At 63.8% G+C, this 18,851-nt stretch carries 21 protein-coding genes and 2 pseudogenes; 12 read left to right on the top strand and 11 right to left on the bottom strand.

Annotation, left to right across the window (positions count from 1 at the left end; translation table 11 throughout):
- Positions 1 to 56: 56 nt before the first annotated feature.
- The 6 genes and pseudogenes from CTR53_RS17860 to CTR53_RS17835 all read left to right on the top strand — a co-directional run bounded on the left by CTR53_RS17860 (position 57) and on the right by CTR53_RS17835 (position 4,445).
- A pseudogene (locus CTR53_RS17860) lies at positions 57 to 921 on the top strand (ribose-phosphate pyrophosphokinase).
- Positions 922 to 1,019: 98 nt separating this feature from the next.
- Positions 1,020 to 1,706 carry a 50S ribosomal protein L25/general stress protein Ctc gene (locus CTR53_RS17855; RefSeq protein ID WP_290816668.1) on the top strand — a complete coding sequence of 229 codons (687 nt, stop codon included), beginning with the start codon at positions 1,020 to 1,022 and terminating at the stop codon, positions 1,704 to 1,706.
- Positions 1,707 to 1,794: 88 nt separating this feature from the next.
- Positions 1,795 to 2,418, top strand: a complete 624-nt coding sequence (gene pth, locus CTR53_RS17850; RefSeq protein WP_290816663.1) for an aminoacyl-tRNA hydrolase — start codon at positions 1,795 to 1,797, stop codon at positions 2,416 to 2,418.
- Position 2,419: 1 nt separating this feature from the next.
- On the top strand, positions 2,420 to 3,520 hold the full coding sequence (gene ychF, locus CTR53_RS17845; protein WP_290816660.1) for a redox-regulated ATPase YchF: 1,101 nt from the start codon (positions 2,420 to 2,422) through the stop codon (positions 3,518 to 3,520).
- 8 nt (positions 3,521 to 3,528) lie between these two features.
- On the top strand, positions 3,529 to 3,972 hold the full coding sequence (locus CTR53_RS17840) for a MaoC family dehydratase (RefSeq protein ID WP_290816657.1): 444 nt from the start codon (positions 3,529 to 3,531) through the stop codon (positions 3,970 to 3,972).
- Positions 3,973 to 3,992: 20 nt separating this feature from the next.
- A complete protein-coding gene (locus CTR53_RS17835; protein WP_290816654.1) occupies positions 3,993 to 4,445 on the top strand; it encodes a MaoC family dehydratase in 453 nt (150 codons plus the stop codon).
- 12 nt (positions 4,446 to 4,457) lie between these two features.
- On the opposite strand, the gene CTR53_RS17830 is transcribed toward CTR53_RS17835, so the two are convergent.
- Complete coding sequence (locus CTR53_RS17830; RefSeq protein WP_290816651.1) at positions 4,458 to 5,309, bottom strand: DMT family transporter; 852 nt, start codon at positions 5,307 to 5,309, stop codon at positions 4,458 to 4,460.
- 142 nt (positions 5,310 to 5,451) lie between these two features.
- Between CTR53_RS17830 and CTR53_RS17825 the strand changes: the two genes are divergently transcribed.
- A complete protein-coding gene (locus CTR53_RS17825; RefSeq protein WP_290816648.1) occupies positions 5,452 to 6,117 on the top strand; it encodes a dienelactone hydrolase family protein in 666 nt (221 codons plus the stop codon).
- On the opposite strand, the gene CTR53_RS17820 is transcribed toward CTR53_RS17825, so the two are convergent.
- The 6 genes from CTR53_RS17820 to petA all read right to left on the bottom strand — a co-directional run bounded on the left by CTR53_RS17820 (position 6,118) and on the right by petA (position 11,338).
- Positions 6,118 to 6,972 (bottom strand): VOC family protein, encoded by an 855-nt coding sequence (locus tag CTR53_RS17820; RefSeq protein WP_290816645.1) that lies wholly within the window; start codon positions 6,970 to 6,972, stop codon positions 6,118 to 6,120. It lies immediately after the preceding gene.
- Between the two features lie 17 nt (positions 6,973 to 6,989).
- Positions 6,990 to 7,520, bottom strand: coding sequence for an adenine phosphoribosyltransferase (locus CTR53_RS17815; RefSeq protein ID WP_290816642.1), 531 nt, complete (start codon positions 7,518 to 7,520; stop codon positions 6,990 to 6,992).
- A gap of 20 nt (positions 7,521 to 7,540) precedes the next feature.
- Entirely contained in the window at positions 7,541 to 8,596 is a 1,056-nt protein-coding gene (locus CTR53_RS17810) for an S-methyl-5'-thioadenosine phosphorylase (protein ID WP_290816639.1), read from the bottom strand.
- 139 nt (positions 8,597 to 8,735) lie between these two features.
- Positions 8,736 to 9,521 carry a cytochrome c1 gene (locus CTR53_RS17805; RefSeq protein ID WP_290816636.1) on the bottom strand — a complete coding sequence of 262 codons (786 nt, stop codon included), beginning with the start codon at positions 9,519 to 9,521 and terminating at the stop codon, positions 8,736 to 8,738.
- Between the two features lie 13 nt (positions 9,522 to 9,534).
- The gene (locus CTR53_RS17800) at positions 9,535 to 10,785 is read right to left on the bottom strand and encodes a cytochrome b/b6 (RefSeq protein WP_290816633.1); all 1,251 of its coding nucleotides are present in this window, start codon (positions 10,783 to 10,785) and stop codon (positions 9,535 to 9,537) included.
- A 19-nt stretch (positions 10,786 to 10,804) separates the two neighbouring features.
- Positions 10,805 to 11,338, bottom strand: coding sequence for a ubiquinol-cytochrome c reductase iron-sulfur subunit (gene petA, locus CTR53_RS17795; RefSeq protein ID WP_290816629.1), 534 nt, complete (start codon positions 11,336 to 11,338; stop codon positions 10,805 to 10,807).
- Positions 11,339 to 11,538: 200 nt separating this feature from the next.
- On the opposite strand from petA, the gene CTR53_RS17790 reads away from it, so the two are divergent.
- Both CTR53_RS17790 and hemF read left to right on the top strand, forming a co-directional pair.
- Positions 11,539 to 12,012 carry a tRNA (cytidine(34)-2'-O)-methyltransferase gene (locus CTR53_RS17790; protein WP_290816627.1) on the top strand — a complete coding sequence of 158 codons (474 nt, stop codon included), beginning with the start codon at positions 11,539 to 11,541 and terminating at the stop codon, positions 12,010 to 12,012.
- Between the two features lie 32 nt (positions 12,013 to 12,044).
- Positions 12,045 to 12,899 (top strand): oxygen-dependent coproporphyrinogen oxidase, encoded by an 855-nt coding sequence (gene hemF / locus CTR53_RS17785; RefSeq protein ID WP_290816624.1) that lies wholly within the window; start codon positions 12,045 to 12,047, stop codon positions 12,897 to 12,899.
- Between the two features lie 548 nt (positions 12,900 to 13,447).
- Here hemF and CTR53_RS17780 read toward each other — a convergent pair.
- The 4 genes and pseudogenes from CTR53_RS17780 to CTR53_RS17765 form a co-directional block, all read right to left on the bottom strand.
- The gene (locus CTR53_RS17780) at positions 13,448 to 14,707 is read right to left on the bottom strand and encodes a CCA tRNA nucleotidyltransferase (RefSeq protein ID WP_290816621.1); all 1,260 of its coding nucleotides are present in this window, start codon (positions 14,705 to 14,707) and stop codon (positions 13,448 to 13,450) included.
- A gap of 17 nt (positions 14,708 to 14,724) precedes the next feature.
- Positions 14,725 to 14,979 carry a DUF6111 family protein gene (locus tag CTR53_RS17775; RefSeq protein ID WP_290816618.1) on the bottom strand — a complete coding sequence of 85 codons (255 nt, stop codon included), beginning with the start codon at positions 14,977 to 14,979 and terminating at the stop codon, positions 14,725 to 14,727.
- Entirely contained in the window at positions 14,976 to 15,659 is a 684-nt protein-coding gene (locus tag CTR53_RS17770) for a CoA pyrophosphatase (protein ID WP_290816615.1), read from the bottom strand. The genes CTR53_RS17775 and CTR53_RS17770 overlap by 4 nt, the downstream gene beginning before the upstream one ends.
- Positions 15,656 to 16,052 (bottom strand): annotated as a pseudogene (locus CTR53_RS17765) (DUF1285 domain-containing protein). Before CTR53_RS17765 ends, CTR53_RS17770 begins: the two are co-directional and overlap by 4 nt.
- 173 nt (positions 16,053 to 16,225) lie before the next feature.
- Between CTR53_RS17765 and CTR53_RS17760 the strand changes: the two are divergent.
- From CTR53_RS17760 to CTR53_RS17750, 3 genes are all read left to right on the top strand, one after another.
- Positions 16,226 to 17,224 (top strand): MoxR family ATPase, encoded by a 999-nt coding sequence (locus CTR53_RS17760; protein WP_290816612.1) that lies wholly within the window; start codon positions 16,226 to 16,228, stop codon positions 17,222 to 17,224.
- Between the two features lie 11 nt (positions 17,225 to 17,235).
- Positions 17,236 to 18,156: a DUF58 domain-containing protein gene (locus tag CTR53_RS17755; protein ID WP_290816609.1), complete on the top strand. Its 921-nt coding sequence runs from the start codon at positions 17,236 to 17,238 to the stop codon at positions 18,154 to 18,156.
- A 2-nt stretch (positions 18,157 to 18,158) separates the two neighbouring features.
- The coding region (locus CTR53_RS17750) for a BatA domain-containing protein (protein ID WP_290816606.1) at positions 18,159 to 18,851 on the top strand (693 nt) is incomplete at its 3' end.

Genomic DNA, 18,851 nt, shown 5'->3' with positions numbered 1-18,851 from the left:
GGCTATAGTCCGCGCGATTTTCTCCCCACGATTCCGGCCTCACACAGAGCATTGTCATGAAGGTTTTGGCGGGTAACTCCAATCGTCCGCTGGCGGAAGCCATTGCGGCTTATCTGTCGGTTCCGCTTGCCAAAGCCAGCGTGCGCCGCTTCTCCGACATGGAGGTTTTCGTGGAAATCCACGAGAACGTCCGCGGCGAAGACGTGTTCGTGATCCAGTCGACCTCGTATCCGGCAAACGACCATCTGATGGAGCTGCTGGTTTGCATCGACGCGCTGAAGCGCTCGTCGGCCCGCCGCATCACTGCCGTGCTGCCCTATTTCGGCTACGCCCGCCAGGACCGCAAACCCGGTCCGCGTACGCCGATTTCCGCCAAGCTGGTCGCCAACCTGATCACTGCGGCCGGCGCCAACCGCGTACTGACGCTCGACCTGCATGCCGGCCAGATCCAGGGTTTCTTCGATATCCCGACCGACAATCTGATGGCCGGTCCGGTACTGACCGCCGACATCAAGCAGCATCTGCAGGGCGATGACCTGATGGTCGTGTCGCCTGACGTCGGCGGCGTGGTGCGCGCCCGCAACATCGCCAAGCGTCTGGACGCCGATCTCGCCATCGTCGACAAGCGCCGCGAAAAGGCCGGCGTGTCCGAAGTGATGAACATCATCGGCGACGTCGAAGGCCGCCGCTGCATCCTGGTCGACGACATCGTCGATTCCGCCGGCACGCTGTGCAATGCCGCCGACGCGCTGAAGAAGCACGGCGCCAAGTCGGTTTACGCNNGTCATCACCGATTCCATCCTGGCGACCGAAGCGGTCCGCCTGGCACGAAATATCCGCCAGGTGTCGATCGCGCCGCTGGTGGGCGAGGCGATGCGTCGGATCAGCGAAGAGGCTTCGGTCTCCAGTCTGTTCGACTGAACAAGTTTCAAAGTTTCGGCGCGCGGCACCCCTGGAGGCCGGCGTCGGAAACGGGCCTGGCACGGTGCCGGACCCGTATCTAAGCAAGGAGCGCAATCATGCGTGAAGTAAACACCATCGCCGCCGAGGCGAGGTCGAGGGCCGGCAAGGGGACCGCCCGTGCAACGCGACTGAAGGGTCGTGTGCCGGGGGTCATCTATGGCGAAAAGCAGACCCCGGAACTCATCTCGGTCGAATCCCGCGAACTGCTGAAGGAGATGCACAAGGGCAGCTTCTTCTCGCGCCTGTTCACCGTCGATATCGGCGGCAAGACCGAACGCGTGCTGGCTCGCGACGTGCAGCTCGATCCGGTTACCGACCGGCCGGTCCATGTCGACTTCCAGCGCATCGGCAAGGACTCGAAGATCCGCATCTTCATTCCCGTGCACTTCCTCGAGCAGGAAAAGTCGCCGGGCCTGAAGAAGGGCGGCGTGCTGAATATCGTGCGCCATGAGGTCGAGTTCTTCGTTCGGCCGGACAACATCCCGGAGAGCATCTCGATCAGCCTCGAAGGCATGGATATCGGCCACTCGATCCACATCTCCGCCTTCAAACTGCCGGAAGGCATCAAGGCAGTGATTCAGGATCGCGACTTCACGGTCGCCACCGTTGCGGCGCCGACCAAGGAAGAAGAGGCCGCGCCGAAGGCTGAAGCTGCCGCTGCCCCGGCAGCGGGTGCTGCTGCTCCGGCGGCGGGTGCCAAGGCTCCGGCCGCTGCTGCGGCCAAGCCGGCCGCCAAGAAGTAACGCCCAAGAGGCTACACATGGGTTGGCGGCGCAATGGCGTCGCCAACCTCCCCCTGCCCTCTTCTCTCTGACCACCGGCTGAACCGCCATGCTGCTTCTTGTCGGACTCGGAAACCCGGGCGGCGAACATCGGCGTCAGCGCCACAATGTCGGCTTCATGGCCATCGACGCCATTGCCGAGCGTCACAATTTCCAGCCGTTCAGGAAGCGCTTCCAGGGCGAGATCGCCGAGGGCGTGCTGGACGGCACCAAGACGCTGCTGCTCAAGCCGCAAACCTACATGAACCTGTCGGGCAAGTCGGTCGGCGAAGCGGCGCATTTCTACAAGCTGCCACCGGCGCAGGTGGTGGTGGCGCATGACGAGCTCGACCTTGCGGCGGGCAAAATCCGCATGAAGACCGGCGGCGGCCATGCCGGTCATAACGGGCTGCGCTCGCTCGATGCCGCCATCGGGCCGAACTACCGCCGGCTGCGCATCGGCATCGGTCATCCCGGCAAGGATCTGGTGCTGGGCTATGTGCTGCAGAATTTCCATGCGGACGAGCACGTGTGGCTCGACCCGCTGCTGGAGGCCATGGCCGCAGAGGCCGGCTATCTGGCGAAGAACGACGATACCGGCTTCATGACCAAGGTGGCGCTGCGCCTGCAACCGCCGAAACCGAAGACAGAGAAGCCCGACAAGACCAACAAGACAGACGTGAAGGACGCCTAACATGGGTTTCAAATGCGGCATTGTCGGCCTGCCTAATGTGGGCAAGTCGACGCTGTTCAATGCGCTGACGCAGACCGCCGCCGCGCAGGCTGCCAATTATCCCTTCTGCACCATCGAGCCGAATACCGGCCTGGTCGGCGTGCCGGATGAGCGCCTCGACGTGCTGGCCGGGATCGCTGGCTCACAGAAGATCATCTCCACGCAGCTGACCTTCGTCGACATCGCCGGCCTAGTGCGCGGTGCTTCCAAGGGCGAAGGCCTGGGCAACCAGTTCCTTGCCCATATCCGCGAGGTGGACGCGATCTGTCATGTGCTGCGCTGCTTTGAAGACGGCGACATCACCCATGTCGAAGGCAAGGTCGATCCGGTTGCCGATGCCGAAACCGTCGAGACCGAGCTGATGCTGTCCGACCTCGAAAGCCTGGAACGCCGCGTCGAGCAGACTGCCAAGCGCGCCAAGCAGGGCAACGAGGAAGAGAAGCAGCGTCTGGCCGTCATGGAAAAGGTGCTGGTGGCGCTGCGCGACGGCAAGCCGGCCCGCACCGTAACGCCCACTGAGGATGAGAAGAAGTTCTACAAGGAGTTGATGCTGATCACCGCCAAGCCGGTGCTCTATGTCTGCAACGTCGAAGAAGCGTCGGCTGCCGAAGGGAATGCCTTCTCCACCCGGGTGAAGACCAAGGCCGATGCCGAGGGCGCCGCCATGGTGGTGATCTCCGCCGCCATCGAGGCAGAGGTGGCGCAGCTGGACAGCGACGAGGAAAAGACCGCCTTCCTGGCCGATCTCGGCCTGAAGGAAACCGGTCTGACCCGCGTGATCCGTGCCGGCTACGGCCTGCTCGACCTGCTGACGTTCTTCACCGTCGGCCCCAAGGAAGCCCGTGCCTGGACCGTGCGCAAAGGCGCACGCGGACCGGAAGCCGCTGGCGTGATCCACACCGATTTCGAGAAGGGCTTCATCCGCGCTGAAACGATTGCGTACAATGATTACGTCGCCGGCAAGGGCGAGGCCGGCGCACGCGATGCCGGCAAATTGCGGCTGGAAGGCAAGGACTACATCGTGCAGGATGGCGATGTGATGCACTTCCGGTTTAACACCTAAGAGATCTGATGAAATATCTGGAAGATTTCGCCGTCGGGCAGACGATGGAATTCCCGCCCCGTACGGTGAGCGAAGACGAGATCATTGCTTTCGCGCGGGACTACGACCCGCAGCCCTTCCATCTCGACAAGGAGGCCGCCAGGCAGTCGCTGTTTGGCGGCCTTTGCGCATCCGGCTGGCATACCGCCGGCATGATGATGCGCATGCTGGTCGACAACGTGATCGGCAAATACGCCAGCATGGGGTCGCCCGGCGTCGACCAGCTGCGCTGGGTCAAGCCGGTATTCCCGGGCGACACCCTGCATCTTCGCGGTGAGATACTCGACGTGAAATCCTCACGGTCCAAACCCGACCGCGGCGTGGTTACCTCGCGCTACGAGATGAAGAACCAGAAGGGTGAAACCGTGCTGACCATGCAGGCCAAGGGCATGTACGCCCGCCGTCCCGTCTGAGGCCAGATCGAGATACCGCCATGCAGTATTACGAAGATATCAAACCCGGCGCCGTGCGCGAGATCGGCAGCCACACCTTCACCGAACAGGTGATCGTCGCCTTTGCCCGCCAGTTCGATCCGCAGCCTTTCCACACCGATCCCGAGGCCGCGAAGAAATCCGCTTTCGGCGGGCTGATCGCGTCGGGCTGGCATACTGCCGCCACCGTGATGCGCTTGATCGTCGATTCCGCCATCGAGGTGGAAGCCAGCCTCGGCTCGCCGGGTTTCGACGATCTGTCCTGGCTCAAGCCGGTGCGGCCGGGCGATACCATCCACGCCCGCATGACCTGCATCGACAAGACGCCGTCGCGCAGCCGGCCGGGCATTGGCTCAGCGCGTTTCCTGGTCGAGGCATTCAATCAGAATGACGAACTGGTGATGCACTACACCAGCATCGGCATCATGCGTTTCCGTACGCCGCCCGCCAGCTGACGCTTTCCGGGCCTAGCCTTTCCAGTTCATCAGGATCAGTCCGCCGGCCACCAGTATGGCAGCTAGGACGCGGCGCCAGCCGAAGCCTTCGCGCAGCAGCACCGCGCCGATGATGGCGGCAAAAATCACGCTGATCTCGCGCAAGGCCGCCACATGGGCGGCGCCACTATGGCTGAATGCCCATATGGCGATGCCGTAGCCCGTGGCGGCGATCACGCCACCGGCTATTCCCCGCTTCCAGTCGGTGCGCGCTGCAACGGCAAAGGCCCTGCCGCGCGTGGCGAAGGCATAAAGCGCCACCCAGGGCCCTTCGAGGATGTTGAGCCAGCCGATATAGGCGATCGGATCCCCGGCAGACCGCACGCCGCGCGCATCGATGATGGTATAGGCCGCGATGCTGAAACCGGTGAGCATAGCGAAAGCCAGCGCATGCCGGTTCTCCAGAGGCGTACGACGACCGCCAAAGGCCAGGCTGGCGATGCCAAGCGAGACGATCCCCACACCCGTCAGTTCCCGCGCCGCCAGCACCTCGCCAAAAACGAAACCCGAGCACAGCGCCACGGTCAGCGGCCCCAGACCGCGGGCAATCGGATAGACCTGACTGAGGTCGCCATAGCGGTAGGCCTTGAGCAGACCGGTGTAATAGACGCAATGCACCAGTGTCGAAGCCACCAGCCACAACCAGGCCTCCTGCGCCATCGGCCCGCTGATCAGCACCAGCAGCAGCCCGACCGGCATGCCGGCCAGTCCGAGCAAGGCCATGCTGGTCTGCCGGTCGGAACCCGATTTGACCAGGGCATTCCAGCTGGCATGCAGCAGGGCAGCTAGCAGCACGAGGCCGGCAACGAGCGGATCGAGAACCATGGACGGAGACGCCAGCGTTTATGTCTGTTTTATTGCGATTTCATGACGATCATGCCACCGTAATCGAACGTCGTCATTATGCTGACACCGGGCAAAAGCGGTCGGCCGCAAACTCGACCAGATGATTGTGAAGGAGATTGAGATGGGTGCCATGACCAGCCTGACCGCCGCCGACGGCCATCGCCTTGCGGCCTATGTCGCCGAACCCAAAGGCGCGCCTAAGGGCGGTGTCGTGGTGATACAGGAAATCTTCGGCGTGAACGGCCATATCAAGGCGGTGACCGACGGCTTCGCTGCCGACGGCTATTATGCCGTGGCGCCGGCACTGTTCGACCGCGTGCAGCCCAATGTCGATCTCGGCTACAGCCCCGACGATATTGCCAAGGGCCGCGATATTCGCGGCAAGATGGCCTGGGATACCGTGCTGCAGGATTGTGCCGTGGCGCTCGCGCTGGCCGCCAGCGCCGGCCGCGTCGGTTGCACCGGTTATTGCTACGGCGGTGGCGTGACCTGGAAGATGGCGACCTCCCTGCCCGGCCTGACCGCTTCAGTCGGCTATTATGGCGGGCCCTGGGACGAACTGAAGGCAGAAGCGCCCAAGGCGGCCTGCCTGCTGCATTTCGGTGCGCTGGACAAAATGATCCCGACCAGCCTGGCCGACGAGATGAAGGCGAAGCATCCCGGCATCACGACGCATGTCTACGATGCCGATCACGGCTTCAACTGCGACCAGCGCGCGACCTATAACGCCACGGCCGCCGTCATCGCACGCCGCCGCACGCTGGCCTTCTTCGAAGCGCTTCTCTGATTAAGCCCGGTTGCTGAATTCCAGGAAGATGCCATCGGCCACCGAGGCCGGCACCAGCACGGTGCCGTCCAGGCTGCGGGCATGCTCGACACCCGCGGCCTTAAAGTAGGCCGCTGCCGCCTCGGTGTTATGCACGCGGAACCGCAGGCCGGCCACATAGGGCGTCGGCCGTACCGGATGGTCGATATCCGGGAACAGGGTATCGAGGTCGTCCGGCGTCACGAACAGCACGGTCTCCTCGCCCGCCCGCACCGCCACCATGCGATCCGTCCGTACGGCGGCGCCCGCACCCACCAGCGTCTCATAGGGCAGTTCCAGTGCCGGCGGGTTATCGACCGCCACGATCACGCTGGCGATCTGCTGTGCGCCGTTGGGATGCAGCAGCCAGTCCGGCTTGCGCAACAGCTCCGGTGTCAGATGCTGGCACAGGAACATCGAGAGCTGCGGCGTCGCCTCCGGCGGCAGATGTACCAGGCTGAAGCCCGGCAGCACCGTACCTTCGGGCAGTTCGAGTTCGCGCTTGAGATCCTGCGGCTCGGATGGGTTGAGACCCGAAGCCTTCAGCTCCTGCACCGCAGCCCCGGCATCATCGATCCCAAGCACCACTTTATGCACGCCGGGGCCTTTGGCTTTCAGCAGGTCTTCCACGCCGGCGGTGTAGCCGCCGGGCTCGGCAATGCCGAGCAGTTCATGGTAGTTGCGCGGAAACATGATGCAGTAGTTGCCGGTGGCCCAGCCGATATGGCGACCGCGCGGCGTCAGCGTGAAACCCAACCGCTGCCAGTTCGCTTTGGCCGCCTCAAGATCGGTGACCGCATGAACGGTGTGGTCCAGGCCGGTAATGTGATGGGCCACGCTATGCTTCCTCTGGCTCAGTGTCCGTCGAATTCGCAGAGCGACAGCACCTGCACGCCCAGCGCTTCCAGCTTCTTGCGACCGCCCAGTTCGGGCAGATCGACGATGAAGGAGCAGCCGATCACATTGCCCTGATGGGCGCGGATCAGCTTGATCGCGGCTTCCGCCGTGCCGCCGGTGGCGATCAGGTCGTCAACGATCAGGATATTCTCATTCGGCTGAACCGCATCGACATGGATTTCCATCGCATCGGTGCCGTATTCGAGCTGGTATTCCTGCGACCTGGTTTTCCAGGGCAGCTTGCCGCGCTTGCGCACTGGCACGAAGCCAATCGACAGCTGATGCGCAATGGCGCCCCCCAGGATGAAGCCCCGCGCCTCGATGCCGACGACCTTGTCGATGCGGGTGCCGGCCAGCGGCTGCACCATTTCATCCACGGTCTTGCGGAAGCCACGCGCATCCTGCAGCAGCGTGGTGATGTCGCGGAACATGATGCCCGGCTTGGGATAGTCGGGGATGGCGCGAATCTTTTCCTTGATACCCTGCATGGCAGGTTGATCCTTTCGAATTAGGCCTTCAACACGCGGCCGGCGACCGCATCGAGTTTCTTCAGCACTTTCGGGTCGCGCTTTTCCGGCGCGGTGATCAGCGCGGTGTCCAGCACGTGGTCGCAACCCTGCGGGCAGTGGCCAGGCCGGCTTTTGAGATGCGGCACGGCCTTGGCCACCAGGTTCTGCCCCTTCTCGGCATTGCCGAGCAGCACACGGATCACGGCAGCGACATCGACATGATCATGGTCGGGATGCCAGCAGTCGTAATCCGTGACCATCGCCACCGAGGCATAGCAAAGCTCGGCCTCGCGGGCGAGTTTGGCTTCCGGCGCATTGGTCATGCCGATCACGTCGCAACCCCAGCTCTTGTAGAGGAAGCTTTCGGCCTGGGTGGAGAATTGCGGCCCTTCCATGCAGAGATACGTGCCGCCGCGCTGCACGGTGATGCCGGCATCCTTGGCGGCGGTTTCCAGCGCGTCGCCCAGGCGGCTGCAGACCGGATGGCCGCAGGAGACATGCGCCACCATGCCGGTGCTGAAGAAGCTTTTCTGCCGCATAAAGGTGCGATCGATGAACTGGTCGACGATGACGAAGGTGCCGGGCGCCAGCTGTTCCTTGAACGAGCCGCAGGCCGAAACCGAGATCACATCCTGGCAGCCGACGCGTTTCAGCGCATCGATATTGGCGCGATAGTTCACTTCCGACGGCGAATGCACATGACCGCGGCCGTGGCGCGGCAGGAAGACCAGTTCAGCGCCATCCAGCGTGCCGAACAGCAGCTCGTCGGAGGGATCGCCCCAGGGCGTCGATACTTTGCGCCACTTGGTATTCTTCAGGCCAGCCATGCCGTAGATGCCACTGCCACCCAGCACGCCGATGCGCACCGGATCGCCGGCTCTTGCGACATGGGGCTTCGATATCCCGGCAGACGACTTGCCCGAGACCGATCTTGCGGCGGCCCTGGCAACTGCAACGGCGGAGGTGGCCGGCTTGCCAGCGCGCTTGCGCTTGGGTGCGGCCTTGCGCGTCGCCTTCTTCGCTGCCTTCTTCACCGCTTTTTTCGCCTTGGCCATGACAGATCCTTTCGGACAGGAGCGCGCATTTTCCCGAGGGGTATTGGGCCGCGCGCGACTTAAGCAAACCGATCTCAGAGGTGCAACAAAAAAGGCCGCCGTTTCCGGCGGCCTTTTCAGTGTCTCCAGCCGTATCGGCTTAGTGCAGCTTGGCCCAGATGCGCTTCTTGGCCATGAAGAACAGGCCGGTCAGCACGATCAGGAACACGATCACCTTGAAGCCCATGCGCTTGCGATCTTCCAGCTTGGGCTCGGCGGCCCACATCAGGAAGGCGGAAACGTCATGCGCCATCTGCTCGACAGTGGCCTTGGTGCCATCGGCATAGGTCACCTGGTCGTCGTTCAGCGGCTTGGGCATCGCGATCTGATGGCCCGGGAAATACTCGTTGTAATTCAGACCCTCGCCCACAGTGAAACCGGCCGGCGCATCCTTGTAACCGGCTAGCAGGGCGCGGATGTAATCTGCACCGCTGCCTTCAGTGCGATGGTGGTCCTTCATCTTGGCCACCAGTGACAGGTCCGGCGGATAGGCGCCGCCATTGGAGGCGCGCGCTGCCTTCTCGTTCGGGAATGGCGACGGGAACTTGTCCTGCGGCAGGCCGGGACGCTTGAACATCTCGCCCTGGTCGTTCGGGCCGTCATTCACTTCGAAAGTGGCAGCCAGTGCCTTCACTTCGGCAGCGGTGAAGCCAAGGTCGGTCAGATTGCGGAAGGCCACATACTTCATGGCGTGGCAGGCCGCGCAGACCTCCTTGTAGACCTGATAGCCGCGCTGCAGCTCGGCGCGATCAAAGGTGCCGAAGGCGCCCTTGAAGCTCCAGTTCTGCGTCGGCGGGGTCACTTCGGTGCCCGCGGCGAAAGCCGGCACGGCAAGACCGAAGGTCAGGGCAGCCGCGAGGATCGTACGCATCGTCATCTTTTTCATGGTCCGATCCCCCTTAAGCTTTGCTGCCGGCAGCGCCGGGCTCGGTCTTGAGCACGGCCTCGCTGATCGAGGCAGGCAGCTTCAGCGGCTTCTCGAACCAGCCGACCAGCGGCATCAGGATGAGGAAGTGCGCGAAGTAATAGACGGTGCAGACGCGGCCGATCACCAGTGCCAGGCCTTCCGGCGGCAGGCCGCCGGCATAGGTCAGGCCGACGCAGGCGATCAGGAACACCCAGAACAGCTGCTTGTAGATCGGACGGAACTTGGCCGACCGCACCTTGCTGGTATCCAGCCAGGGTAGCAGGAACAGGATCAGGATGGCACCGAACATCAGCAGCACGCCGCCGAGCTTGTCAGGCACCGAACGCAGGATCGCGTAGAACGGCAGGAAGTACCATTCCGGCACGATATGCGCGGGCGTCACCAGCGGATTGGCCGGGATGTAGTTGTCGGGATGGCCGAGGAAGTTCGGCGCGTAGAACAGGAAGAAGCAGAAGAAGATCAGGAAGGCGCCGACGCCCACCGCGTCCTTGATGGTGTAGTACGGGTGGAACGGGATGCGGTCCTGCGGGCCCTTGGTGTCGATGCCCAGCGGGTTGTTCGAGCCATGCTGGTGCAGGGCCAGGATATGCAGCAGCACCACGCCGACGATCACGAACGGCAGCAGGTAATGCAGCGAGAAGAAGCGGTTCAGCGTCGGGTTGTCGACGGCGAAGCCGCCCCACAGCCAGGTCACGATCGGCTCGCCGACCACCGGAATGGCCGAGAACAGGTTGGTGATCACGGTGGCGCCCCAGAAGCTCATCTGGCCCCAGGGAAGCACATAACCCATGAACGCGGTTGCCATCATCAGCAGGAAGATGATGAGGCCGAGGAACCACAGGATTTCGCGCGGCGCCTTGTAGGATCCGAAATACAAGCCGCGGAAGATATGGATATAGACCACGATGAAGAACATCGAGGCGCCGTTGGCATGCATGTAGCGCAGCAACCAGCCATAATTCACGTCGCGCATGATATGCTCGACGCTGTCGAAGGCCATCAGGGTGTGCGGCGTATAATGCATCACCAGAACGATGCCGGTGACAATCTGAATCACCAGGCACAGACCGGCCAGCGAACCGAAGTTCCACCAGTAGTTCAGGTTCTTCGGGGTCGGATACTGCGTACCGACCATGTGGTCGAGGGTGGAGAACACCGGCAGACGGTATTCGATCCACTTGACGACGGGGTTGGCAAAAAAGCCGGAATTGTTGTCAGCCATGGGTGCTGGTCCTTAAGCCTTAGCCGATACGGATACGGGTATCGGTGAGGAAGGCGTACTGCGGAATCGGCAGGTTCGCCGGGGCGGGGCCTTTGCGGATACGACCCGAAGTGTCGTAGTGCGAGCCGTGGCACGGGCAGAACCAGCCACCGAAATCGCCCTGCTGACCGAGCGGCACGCAGCCGAGATGGGTGCAGACGCCCATCATCACCAGCCATTCCGGCTTCTTCACGCGGTCGGCGTCCTTGGCCGGATCCGGCAGGGCGGCGGTGTCGTCCTTCTGGGCCTGGGCAATCTCGGCCTCGGTGCGGTGACGCACGAAGACCGGCTTGCCGCGCCACAGGATGGTGATGCTCTGGCCGGCGGCGATCTGGCTCAGATCGACCTCGGTGCTCGACAGCGCCAGCACGTCGGCCGACGGGTTCATCTGATGAATGAACGGCCATACCGCCGCCGCCGCTCCCACCGCGGCGAAGGCGCCGGCTGCGACGACGATAAAGTCGCGCCGGGTCGGCTCGGTCGTACCGGCCGGTTGGGTCGCTGTCCCTGCCATAGATCCCTCGAAGATAATAAGACTTGGAAACGTGTCGGGATATTTCTCACTATATGTTGGCGAAGTCCAGCACTTAGCCCGACGGATGCGACAGGTTGCCGCAGGGGTCTTGTGGTTGGAATCGCCTCGGGAAACCGCGAAAAAACTACCCCCTCTCGGCTCTGCCGGAACACCCGATTCACAAGCGCGTCTGAACAGCCATGCGGCTCGCCCTTTTTGAACCCGACATACCGCCGAACCTCGGTACGATTCTGCGCCTCGGCGCCTGCCTTGAAACCCCGGTGCATGTCATCGAGCCCTGCGGCTTCCCCTTCTCGGTCCAGTCGATCCGGCGCAGCGCCATGGATTACCTGGAACATGCCGAGATCCACCGTCATGACAGCTGGCAGCATTTCCAGGATGAGCGTCATGCGGGGCAGTTTGGCGGTGGCCGTCTGGTACTGATGACCACCAAGGCGGCCATTCCCTATACGGATTTCCGTTTCGCGCCGGACGACATCCTTCTTTTCGGCCGCGAGACCAGGGGCGCACCCGATTACGTCCATGCCGCCGCCGACGCGCGGCTGCTGATCCCGATCCGGCCCGATTTACGCTCGATCAATGTCGCCACGGCCGCCGCCATCGTACTTGGCGAGGCGCTGCGGCAATGCGATGCATTCCCGCGCCGTCAGTAACGCCGCCTGTACGGCAGAGAAGGAGTATCAGAATGACCGACGCCCTGATCAGTGAACGGCAGCAACGCGCCCGCGTCTGGTTTGAATCCCTCCGCGACCGGATCTGCGCCGCCTTCGAACAGCTCGAGGACGATCTGACCGGTCAGTTGAGCGACCGTACCGCCGGACGCTTCGTGCGCACCGCCTGGGATCGGCCGGGCGGCGGCGGCGGCGTGATGAGCGTGATGCGCGGCCGCGTCTTCGAGAAGGTCGGCGTGAATGTGTCGACGGTGGAAGGCGAGTTCAGCGAAGAGTTCCGCAAGCAGATCCCCGGCGCCGCGTCGGACGGGCGTTTCTGGGCCTCCGGCATCTCGCTGGTGGCGCATCTGCAATCGCCGAAAGTGCCAGCGGTGCATATGAACACGCGCTTCCTGGTCACCAGCAAGGCGTGGTTCGGCGGCGGCGCCGATCTGACGCCGATGGTGGCCGACGAAGCCGACACCGCCGCATTCCATGCCGCCCTCAAGGGTGCCTGCGACCGTTCCGATCCCGCCTACTACCCCCGCTTCAAGACATGGTGCGACGAGTATTTCCACCTGCCGCATCGCAATGAGCCCCGCGGCGTCGGCGGCATCTTCTTCGATCAGCTCGATAGCGGCGATTGGGAGCGCGACTTCGACTTCACAAAATCGGTCGGCGAATCGTTCCTCGAATCATACCCAAAAATCGCCCGCAAACACCTCAATGAGTCGTGGTCGGAGGCCGAAAGAGAGCATCAGCTGGTCCGTCGCGGACGCTATGTGGAGTTCAATTTACTCTACGATCGCGGCACGACATTCGGTCTGAAAACTGGCGGCAACACAGAAGCGATTCTGATGTCGATGCCGCCGGAAGTGAAATGGCCGTGAGTGCAAAAACACCAGATTCCATGCGGCTTTTTTTAATGTCGCATTTTTCGGAATCATCGCGTGCGTTTTACTTCAGCAATGCATTCTCGTTCATGCGCCGCGTGCGATTCACATCGCCGACGGAATGCGCACTTAACCATTTTTTAAGCGCGCGCAAGATTTAGTGGTTAATACTGTTGCGTTGTGCTACAGATATACGTGTTCGGGAAATATTTTCCTGAAAACTTCGTTGCGGTGAAAACCGCACTCTAATCCATGGAGGAGAAACTCATGGCTGCGAAGAAAAAGGCCGCTAAGAAGAAGGTGGCGAAGAAGGCTGTGAAGGCTAAGAAGGCCCCGAAGGCCAAGAAGAAGGCTGCCAAGAAGAAGGCCAAGAAGTAAGGTCTCTTCGGTAGCTTTAGAGTACAGTTGTCTTGGGCTCCACGTCGGCCGCCGGGTTTACGGCGCCGACGTGGAGCCCAAGCGCTTTTAGGGACACGCAACAGGTCTTTTCCGACCGCAGTCCCCGATAAAAATCCTGAAAATTCAGATATTTGATTCTGCGACGCTCAGTCGCTGTCGGTGAGTTGCACCCTTTCGCGCAGGCGCTGCAGACAGGCCTCGCGATCAGGCGCAAAGCCGGCCTCCACCCACCAGGATTCCAGCTCGTTGAGCAATGCGCTGACCGTCGGACCCGGCGAGAAACCGGCCGCGAGGATATCGGCGCCGCGCAACGGAAAAACCGGTCGCTGCCAGTTGGTCGCCGCAACGGCGTGCGCGATGGCTGCCCCTTCATCCACTGCCTGACGGGCATCTGCGAGCAGCAATCCATCGCGGCAGCGCTCAGCCCCCAGACGATAGAGCGCGGCGCGGAAAGCTGATTCGTCCTGCAGCAGGCCGGCATCGAAAGCGGGCAGCGACAGCAGGCCGTCCAGCCGCAGGCGCTGGGCATTAGACAGCTTCAGACGGTCGGCAACGGCATCGGCACCGGTGTTGCCATCCAGCAACAGGGCGAGCCGCGGCCAGAGATCGGGATCCGCACCGCCGGCATTGGCCACTGCCGCTTGCAGCCGGATCAGGCGTGCCAGCGCCGGCACATCCAGCTGCGCCTGCGGCAGCACCGCCGCCAGTACGCCGCTCTGCTGCATCAGTGCCAGCGCATCGGCGGCATTGGGCAGGATCAGGATCTTCAGCAGCTCGTCGCGAATCCGCTCGCCCGACAGCCGGTCGAGCCGGTCGACCGCGGCGGCACAGGCCGCCAGCGCCACCGCATCCGGCGCGCCTTTGCCGAAGCGGGCGTGGAAGCGGAAGAAGCGCAGCACGCGCAGATAGTCTTCCGCCACCCGCTGGGCCGGATCGCCGATGAAACGCACGATTCCGGCGGCCAGATCGGCGCGGCCATCGGTGAAGTCGTACAGCCGGCCTTCGGCGTCGGCATAGAGTGCATTAATGGTGAAATCGCGCCGCGCGGCGTCTTCCGCCCAGTCGGTGCCGAAGGCCACGGTGGCATGGCGGCCATCGGTGGCGACATCCTGGCGCAGCGTCGTGACCTGGAAGGTGGCGGGCGGCACGACGGCCGTCACGGTGCCGTGCTCGATGCCGGTCGGCACCGCCTTCAGCTTCGCCTTCTCCAGCCGCCGGATCACCGCATCGGGCGTTTCCGGGGTGGCAACATCGATATCCGCAGGCCGCAGGCCCAGGATGGCGTCGCGCACGCAGCCGCCGACGAAACGCACCGAGGCGCCGCCGGCGCCAAGCGCCGCCAGCAGGCTGCGGGTCGGCGCGGCCGTCATCCAGTCGGGTGGGATGATTCGGTCAGGCTGGGTCATAGCGACAGTCTAGCGGACTATTGGCCGACGCGGCCTGGGACGATCCGGCCGTTCTCGAATCGCGCCGGGGCGTAGTCGCCGAGCGTCTCCTCGAAGAAGGCGCCGTAGACGACGAAGCTGAGGATCATCAGGACCAGCCCGATGGCAGCGAGCCAGAACCACGGCGTCGCTTCCGGCCCATCCTTGCCGCTGCGCTTCACATGCCAGATGTACAGGCCATAGAGCAGAAAGGGCAGGATCAACGGCAGCAGGTAAACGATCAGGCGACTCATGGATTGGCGTGCTCCGCGGTCTGGCCGTGTAAAAGGTCGTGCAGATTGCGCAGCATTCCGGCCGTCGCCCCCCAGATGTAATAGTCCTGATATGGCATGGCCCACCACTGGCGCTCGACGCCGTTGAATACGCCCTTGTGCCGCTGGTGATTGCGGGAATCCATCAGGAAGTCGAAAGGCACCTCGAACACTTCGGCCACCTCATGCTGCGCTAGATGCAGGGAGAAGCCGGGCTTCACCACGCCGACCACCGGCACGACAGCGAATCCGGTGCCCGTGACATAGGCATCGAGCGCGCCCAGCACGCTGATATGGCTGCGGTCGAGGCCGATCTCCTCTTCCGTCTCGCGAAGTGCGGTCGCAATCACATCCGGATCCTCGGCATCGACGCGGCCGCCGGGGAAACTGATCTGGCCGGCATGATTGGACAGATGCACCGTGCGCTTGGTCAGGATCACGCGCTCGCCGCCATCATAGGCCACCACGGGAACCAGCACGGCGGCCGGCATCAGCGGCCCGGCACGGAACGGCGTGAAGCCGGGATTGAGCTGGAAATCGCCTTTCGGCGCCACCGCATGGTCGCGGGGAATCGCATCGAAGGCCGGCACCGGCTGCAGATGCGCGCGCAGACGTTCCATCGCCGGCGTACTGTCGATAATCAACGGCGCAGCAACATTCACGGCATTTCACCCAAAACAAAAAACTGCCCGGCGCTTTCCACACCCAGCATGGCCTTGCCGTCGATGCTGCGTTCCTCCGCCATCTCGACAAGCTGATAATAGACCGGTCGCGCGATCAACGCCTCAAGCCGGTCGCGNNCCGTCCAGCGGCACGACATCGTCGACATTGGTCCGGAAGGCGATCAGCCGCGCCGCGCCCTCTCCTGCCACGGTCGCCTCGACGGCAACGAAGGGCGCATCGTCGACCCGGATGCCGCATTTCTCCGCCGGTGTCACCAGAACGTAACTGTCGTCCGCTTCGCGCCGCAATATGCTGGCAAACAGCTTGACCATGGCGGGGCGCGGAATCGGCGAGCCCATATAATGCCAGCTCCCGTTCCGGGCGATCCGCATGTCGGTCTGGCCGCAAAACGGCGGGTTCCAGAGATGAACCGGCGGTTTTTTGCGCAAAGCCTCCTCGCCGCCGAACCGGGCGATCACATCCTTGAGACTTGGGCCTTTTGAAGCGGTGACGGACATAGGAGACATATGGGCTTTCGTTTCGCTTCTACTATATACTCATTCCCATGCACAATTTGAGCGATACCGCCGAACATATCCTTCCTGAGATCGAACGGGTCGGCGGCCGTCTCGTTACCGCCCGCGATGCGGTCGGCCGGGTGATCTTCGGTCAGGGCGAAGTTGTCGAAGAAACCCTGATAACCCTCCTGGCCGGCGGCCATGCCCTGCTGGTCGGCGTGCCGGGCCTGGCGAAGACCAAACTGGTCGAGACGCTGGCCAAGGTGCTGGGTCTCGATGCCCGCCGGGTACAGTTCACCCCCGACCTCATGCCGGCCGACATCGTCGGCTCGGAAGTGCTGGAGGAAAGCGAGACCGGGCGCCGCTCGTTCCGCTTCATCCCCGGTCCGGTCTTCTGCCAGCTGCTGATGGCCGACGAAATCAACCGCGCCAGCCCGCGCACGCAGTCGGCGCTGCTGCAGGCCATGCAGGAGCGCCAGGTTTCGGTGGCGGGACAGCGCCACGAACTGCCGGCACCCTTCCATGTGCTGGCGACGCAGAACCCGCTGGAGCAGGAAGGCACCTATCCGCTGCCGGAAGCCCAGCTCGACCGCTTCCTGCTGCAGATCGACGTGCGTTATCCCGACCGCGAGGCCGAGCGCCGCATGCTGTTCGCCACCACCGGTGCGACGGAAGAATCGATCCCGACCGTGCTGAGCGCCGCCGACCTGATGGCCGCCCAGCGCCTGGTGCGCCGCATCCCGGTCGGCGAAAGCGTGGTGGAAGCCATCCTCAATCTGGTTCGTGCCGGCCGGCCGGAGGAAAGCGACGTGCCGGGTCTGGCCGATCTGGTGGCCTGGGGCCCCGGTCCGCGCGCCAGCCAGGCACTGATGCTGGCGGTGCGCGCCCGCGCGTTGCTGCAGGGCCGCCTCGCGCCCTCGATCGACGACGTGCTGGCTTTGGCCGGCCCGATCCTGCGGCACCGCATGGCGCTGACCTTCGCCGCCCGCGCCGAAGGCGTCACCGTCACCGACGTCATCGCCAAGCTGACCGCACCGCTGCGGTAAGCGGACGCAGTATGGCGGTAGCGTCAGCGGCCGGAACCACAGCCAACGCACGGCGCCAGCGCGCCGAACACTTCGCCGCATTCCTGCCGCCGTTGCTGGTGGCTGCCGAGCGCGTCGCCGCCACCGTCGAGCAGGGCGTGCATGGCCGCCGGCGCGTCGGACCCGGCGACGCTTTCTGGCAGTTCCGCCGCTACAGCCAGGGCGACTCGCTGACCCGTATCGACTGGCGCCAGACCGCCAAGCGCCAGGCCGCTTTCATCCGTGAAAACGAATGGGAGGCCGCCGAAAGCATCTGGCTCTGGCGCGACCCCTCGCCGTCCATGCGCTGGAAATCCGACCTCGGCATGGAGCAGAAGGACGAGCGCGGCGACCTGCTGCTGCTGGCACTGGCCAGCCTGCTGCTGCGCGGTGGCGAACGTGTCGCCCTGCTTGGCCATCCGCAGCGGCCAGCGTCCGGCCGCATGGTGCTGGAGCGCATCGCCGAACGCCTGATCCGCTCGCGCTTTGAAACCGCCGACGCCAGCCTGCCGCCGATCCAGCCGTTGCCGCGCTACGCGCATGTCGTGCTGCTGGGCGATTTCCTCTATCCGGTACCCGAAATTGCCGCGCGCCTGCGTCAGATCTCGGATATGGGCGTGAAAGGCACCGTGCTGCGTCTGGTCGATCCGGCCGAGGAAGACTTCCCCTACAAGGGCCGCACCCGATTCCTGGGGCTTGAGGGCGAGTATCCTCTGCTGGTGCCACGCGCCGAAACCATGGGCGATGACTGGCGCACGACTTTCGCGGCGCATCAGGCCGAACTGGCCGAGGTCTGCCGCCGGCTGGGCTGGCGCCACATCAAGCATCGCACTGACCGCGCCCCCCAGACCGCGCTGCTGTCGCTCTACCAGTCGCTGCAGGGCGAACGCGCCCTCATCCCGACGGGTCGCTAACGATGCTATCGCTCGGCGCACTCGCTTTTGCCACACCCTGGGCGCTCGCCGCGCTGATCGGGTTGCCGGTGCTGTGGTGGCTGCTGCGCATCACGCCGCCGCAGCCCAGACAGGTCACCTTCCCGCCCCTGCGCCTGCTGCTTCTGCTGAAGCCGAAGGAAGAGACGCCGGCGCATACACCCTGGTGGCTGCTGTTGCTGCGGTTGCTGATTGCAGCTCTGGCGATCCTGGCGCTGGCGGAACCGATCCTGAATCCGCAAGTCGCACCGCGCGACGGTCAGGCGCTGGTACTCGTGATCGACGACGGCTGGACCGGTGCGCCCCACTGGCGCGAGAAACTCGCCCGGGCGGACGAACTGCTGGAAGGCGCCGAGCGCAATGGCCGCCCGGCTGTGCTGATCACCACCGCCGCGCCAGGCAATGGCGAGGCCATGCAGCCTTCGCTGCTGATGCCGGCCGCCGAATTGCGCCCCATCGTTGCCGGGCTGCAGCCCAAAGCCTGGGTCAGCGACCGCGCGTCGTTGGTGCAGGCGCTGCTGCAGGCCCGCCTGCCCGACAGCGCCAGTGTGATCTGGATCAGCGACGGCCTGCGCGAAGACGAGACCGGCGAAAGCACCTATACGCTGGCCGAGTTCCTGCAGCGGCTCGGGCCGCTCAGCGTGATCACCTCGCCCGACGACGCGACGCTCGCGCTG

It is taken from the genome of Ferrovibrio sp., assembly GCF_002796975.1.
Taxonomy (GTDB): Bacteria; Pseudomonadota; Alphaproteobacteria; order Ferrovibrionales; family Ferrovibrionaceae; genus Ferrovibrio.
This window is presented reverse-complemented; position numbering and strand designations above follow the sequence as displayed.

Bases quoted from the DNA above. Each gene is read 5' to 3' on its own strand.
- CTR53_RS17855 (WP_290816668.1), top strand. From the start codon at position 1,020: ATGCGTGAAGTAAACACCATCGCCGCCGAGGCGAGGTCGAGGGCCGGC.
- CTR53_RS17780 (WP_290816621.1), bottom strand. From the start codon at position 14,707: ATGACCCAGCCTGACCGAATCATCCCACCCGACTGGATGACGGCCGCG.
- CTR53_RS17790 (WP_290816627.1), top strand. From the start codon at position 11,539: ATGCGGCTCGCCCTTTTTGAACCCGACATACCGCCGAACCTCGGTACG.
- CTR53_RS17805 (WP_290816636.1), bottom strand. From the start codon at position 9,521: ATGAAAAAGATGACGATGCGTACGATCCTCGCGGCTGCCCTGACCTTC.
- CTR53_RS17835 (WP_290816654.1), top strand. From the start codon at position 3,993: ATGCAGTATTACGAAGATATCAAACCCGGCGCCGTGCGCGAGATCGGC.
- CTR53_RS17775 (WP_290816618.1), bottom strand. From the start codon at position 14,979: ATGAGTCGCCTGATCGTTTACCTGCTGCCGTTGATCCTGCCCTTTCTG.
- CTR53_RS17800 (WP_290816633.1), bottom strand. From the start codon at position 10,785: ATGGCTGACAACAATTCCGGCTTTTTTGCCAACCCCGTCGTCAAGTGG.
- CTR53_RS17810 (WP_290816639.1), bottom strand. From the start codon at position 8,596: ATGGCCAAGGCGAAAAAAGCGGTGAAGAAGGCAGCGAAGAAGGCGACG.
- CTR53_RS17755 (WP_290816609.1), top strand. From the start codon at position 17,236: ATGGCGGTAGCGTCAGCGGCCGGAACCACAGCCAACGCACGGCGCCAG.
- CTR53_RS17760 (WP_290816612.1), top strand. From the start codon at position 16,226: ATGCACAATTTGAGCGATACCGCCGAACATATCCTTCCTGAGATCGAA.
- petA (WP_290816629.1), bottom strand. From the start codon at position 11,338: ATGGCAGGGACAGCGACCCAACCGGCCGGTACGACCGAGCCGACCCGG.
- CTR53_RS17830 (WP_290816651.1), bottom strand. From the start codon at position 5,309: ATGGTTCTCGATCCGCTCGTTGCCGGCCTCGTGCTGCTAGCTGCCCTG.
- hemF (WP_290816624.1), top strand. From the start codon at position 12,045: ATGACCGACGCCCTGATCAGTGAACGGCAGCAACGCGCCCGCGTCTGG.
- ychF (WP_290816660.1), top strand. From the start codon at position 2,420: ATGGGTTTCAAATGCGGCATTGTCGGCCTGCCTAATGTGGGCAAGTCG.
- pth (WP_290816663.1), top strand. From the start codon at position 1,795: ATGCTGCTTCTTGTCGGACTCGGAAACCCGGGCGGCGAACATCGGCGT.
- CTR53_RS17815 (WP_290816642.1), bottom strand. From the start codon at position 7,520: ATGCAGGGTATCAAGGAAAAGATTCGCGCCATCCCCGACTATCCCAAG.
- CTR53_RS17840 (WP_290816657.1), top strand. From the start codon at position 3,529: ATGAAATATCTGGAAGATTTCGCCGTCGGGCAGACGATGGAATTCCCG.
- CTR53_RS17825 (WP_290816648.1), top strand. From the start codon at position 5,452: ATGGGTGCCATGACCAGCCTGACCGCCGCCGACGGCCATCGCCTTGCG.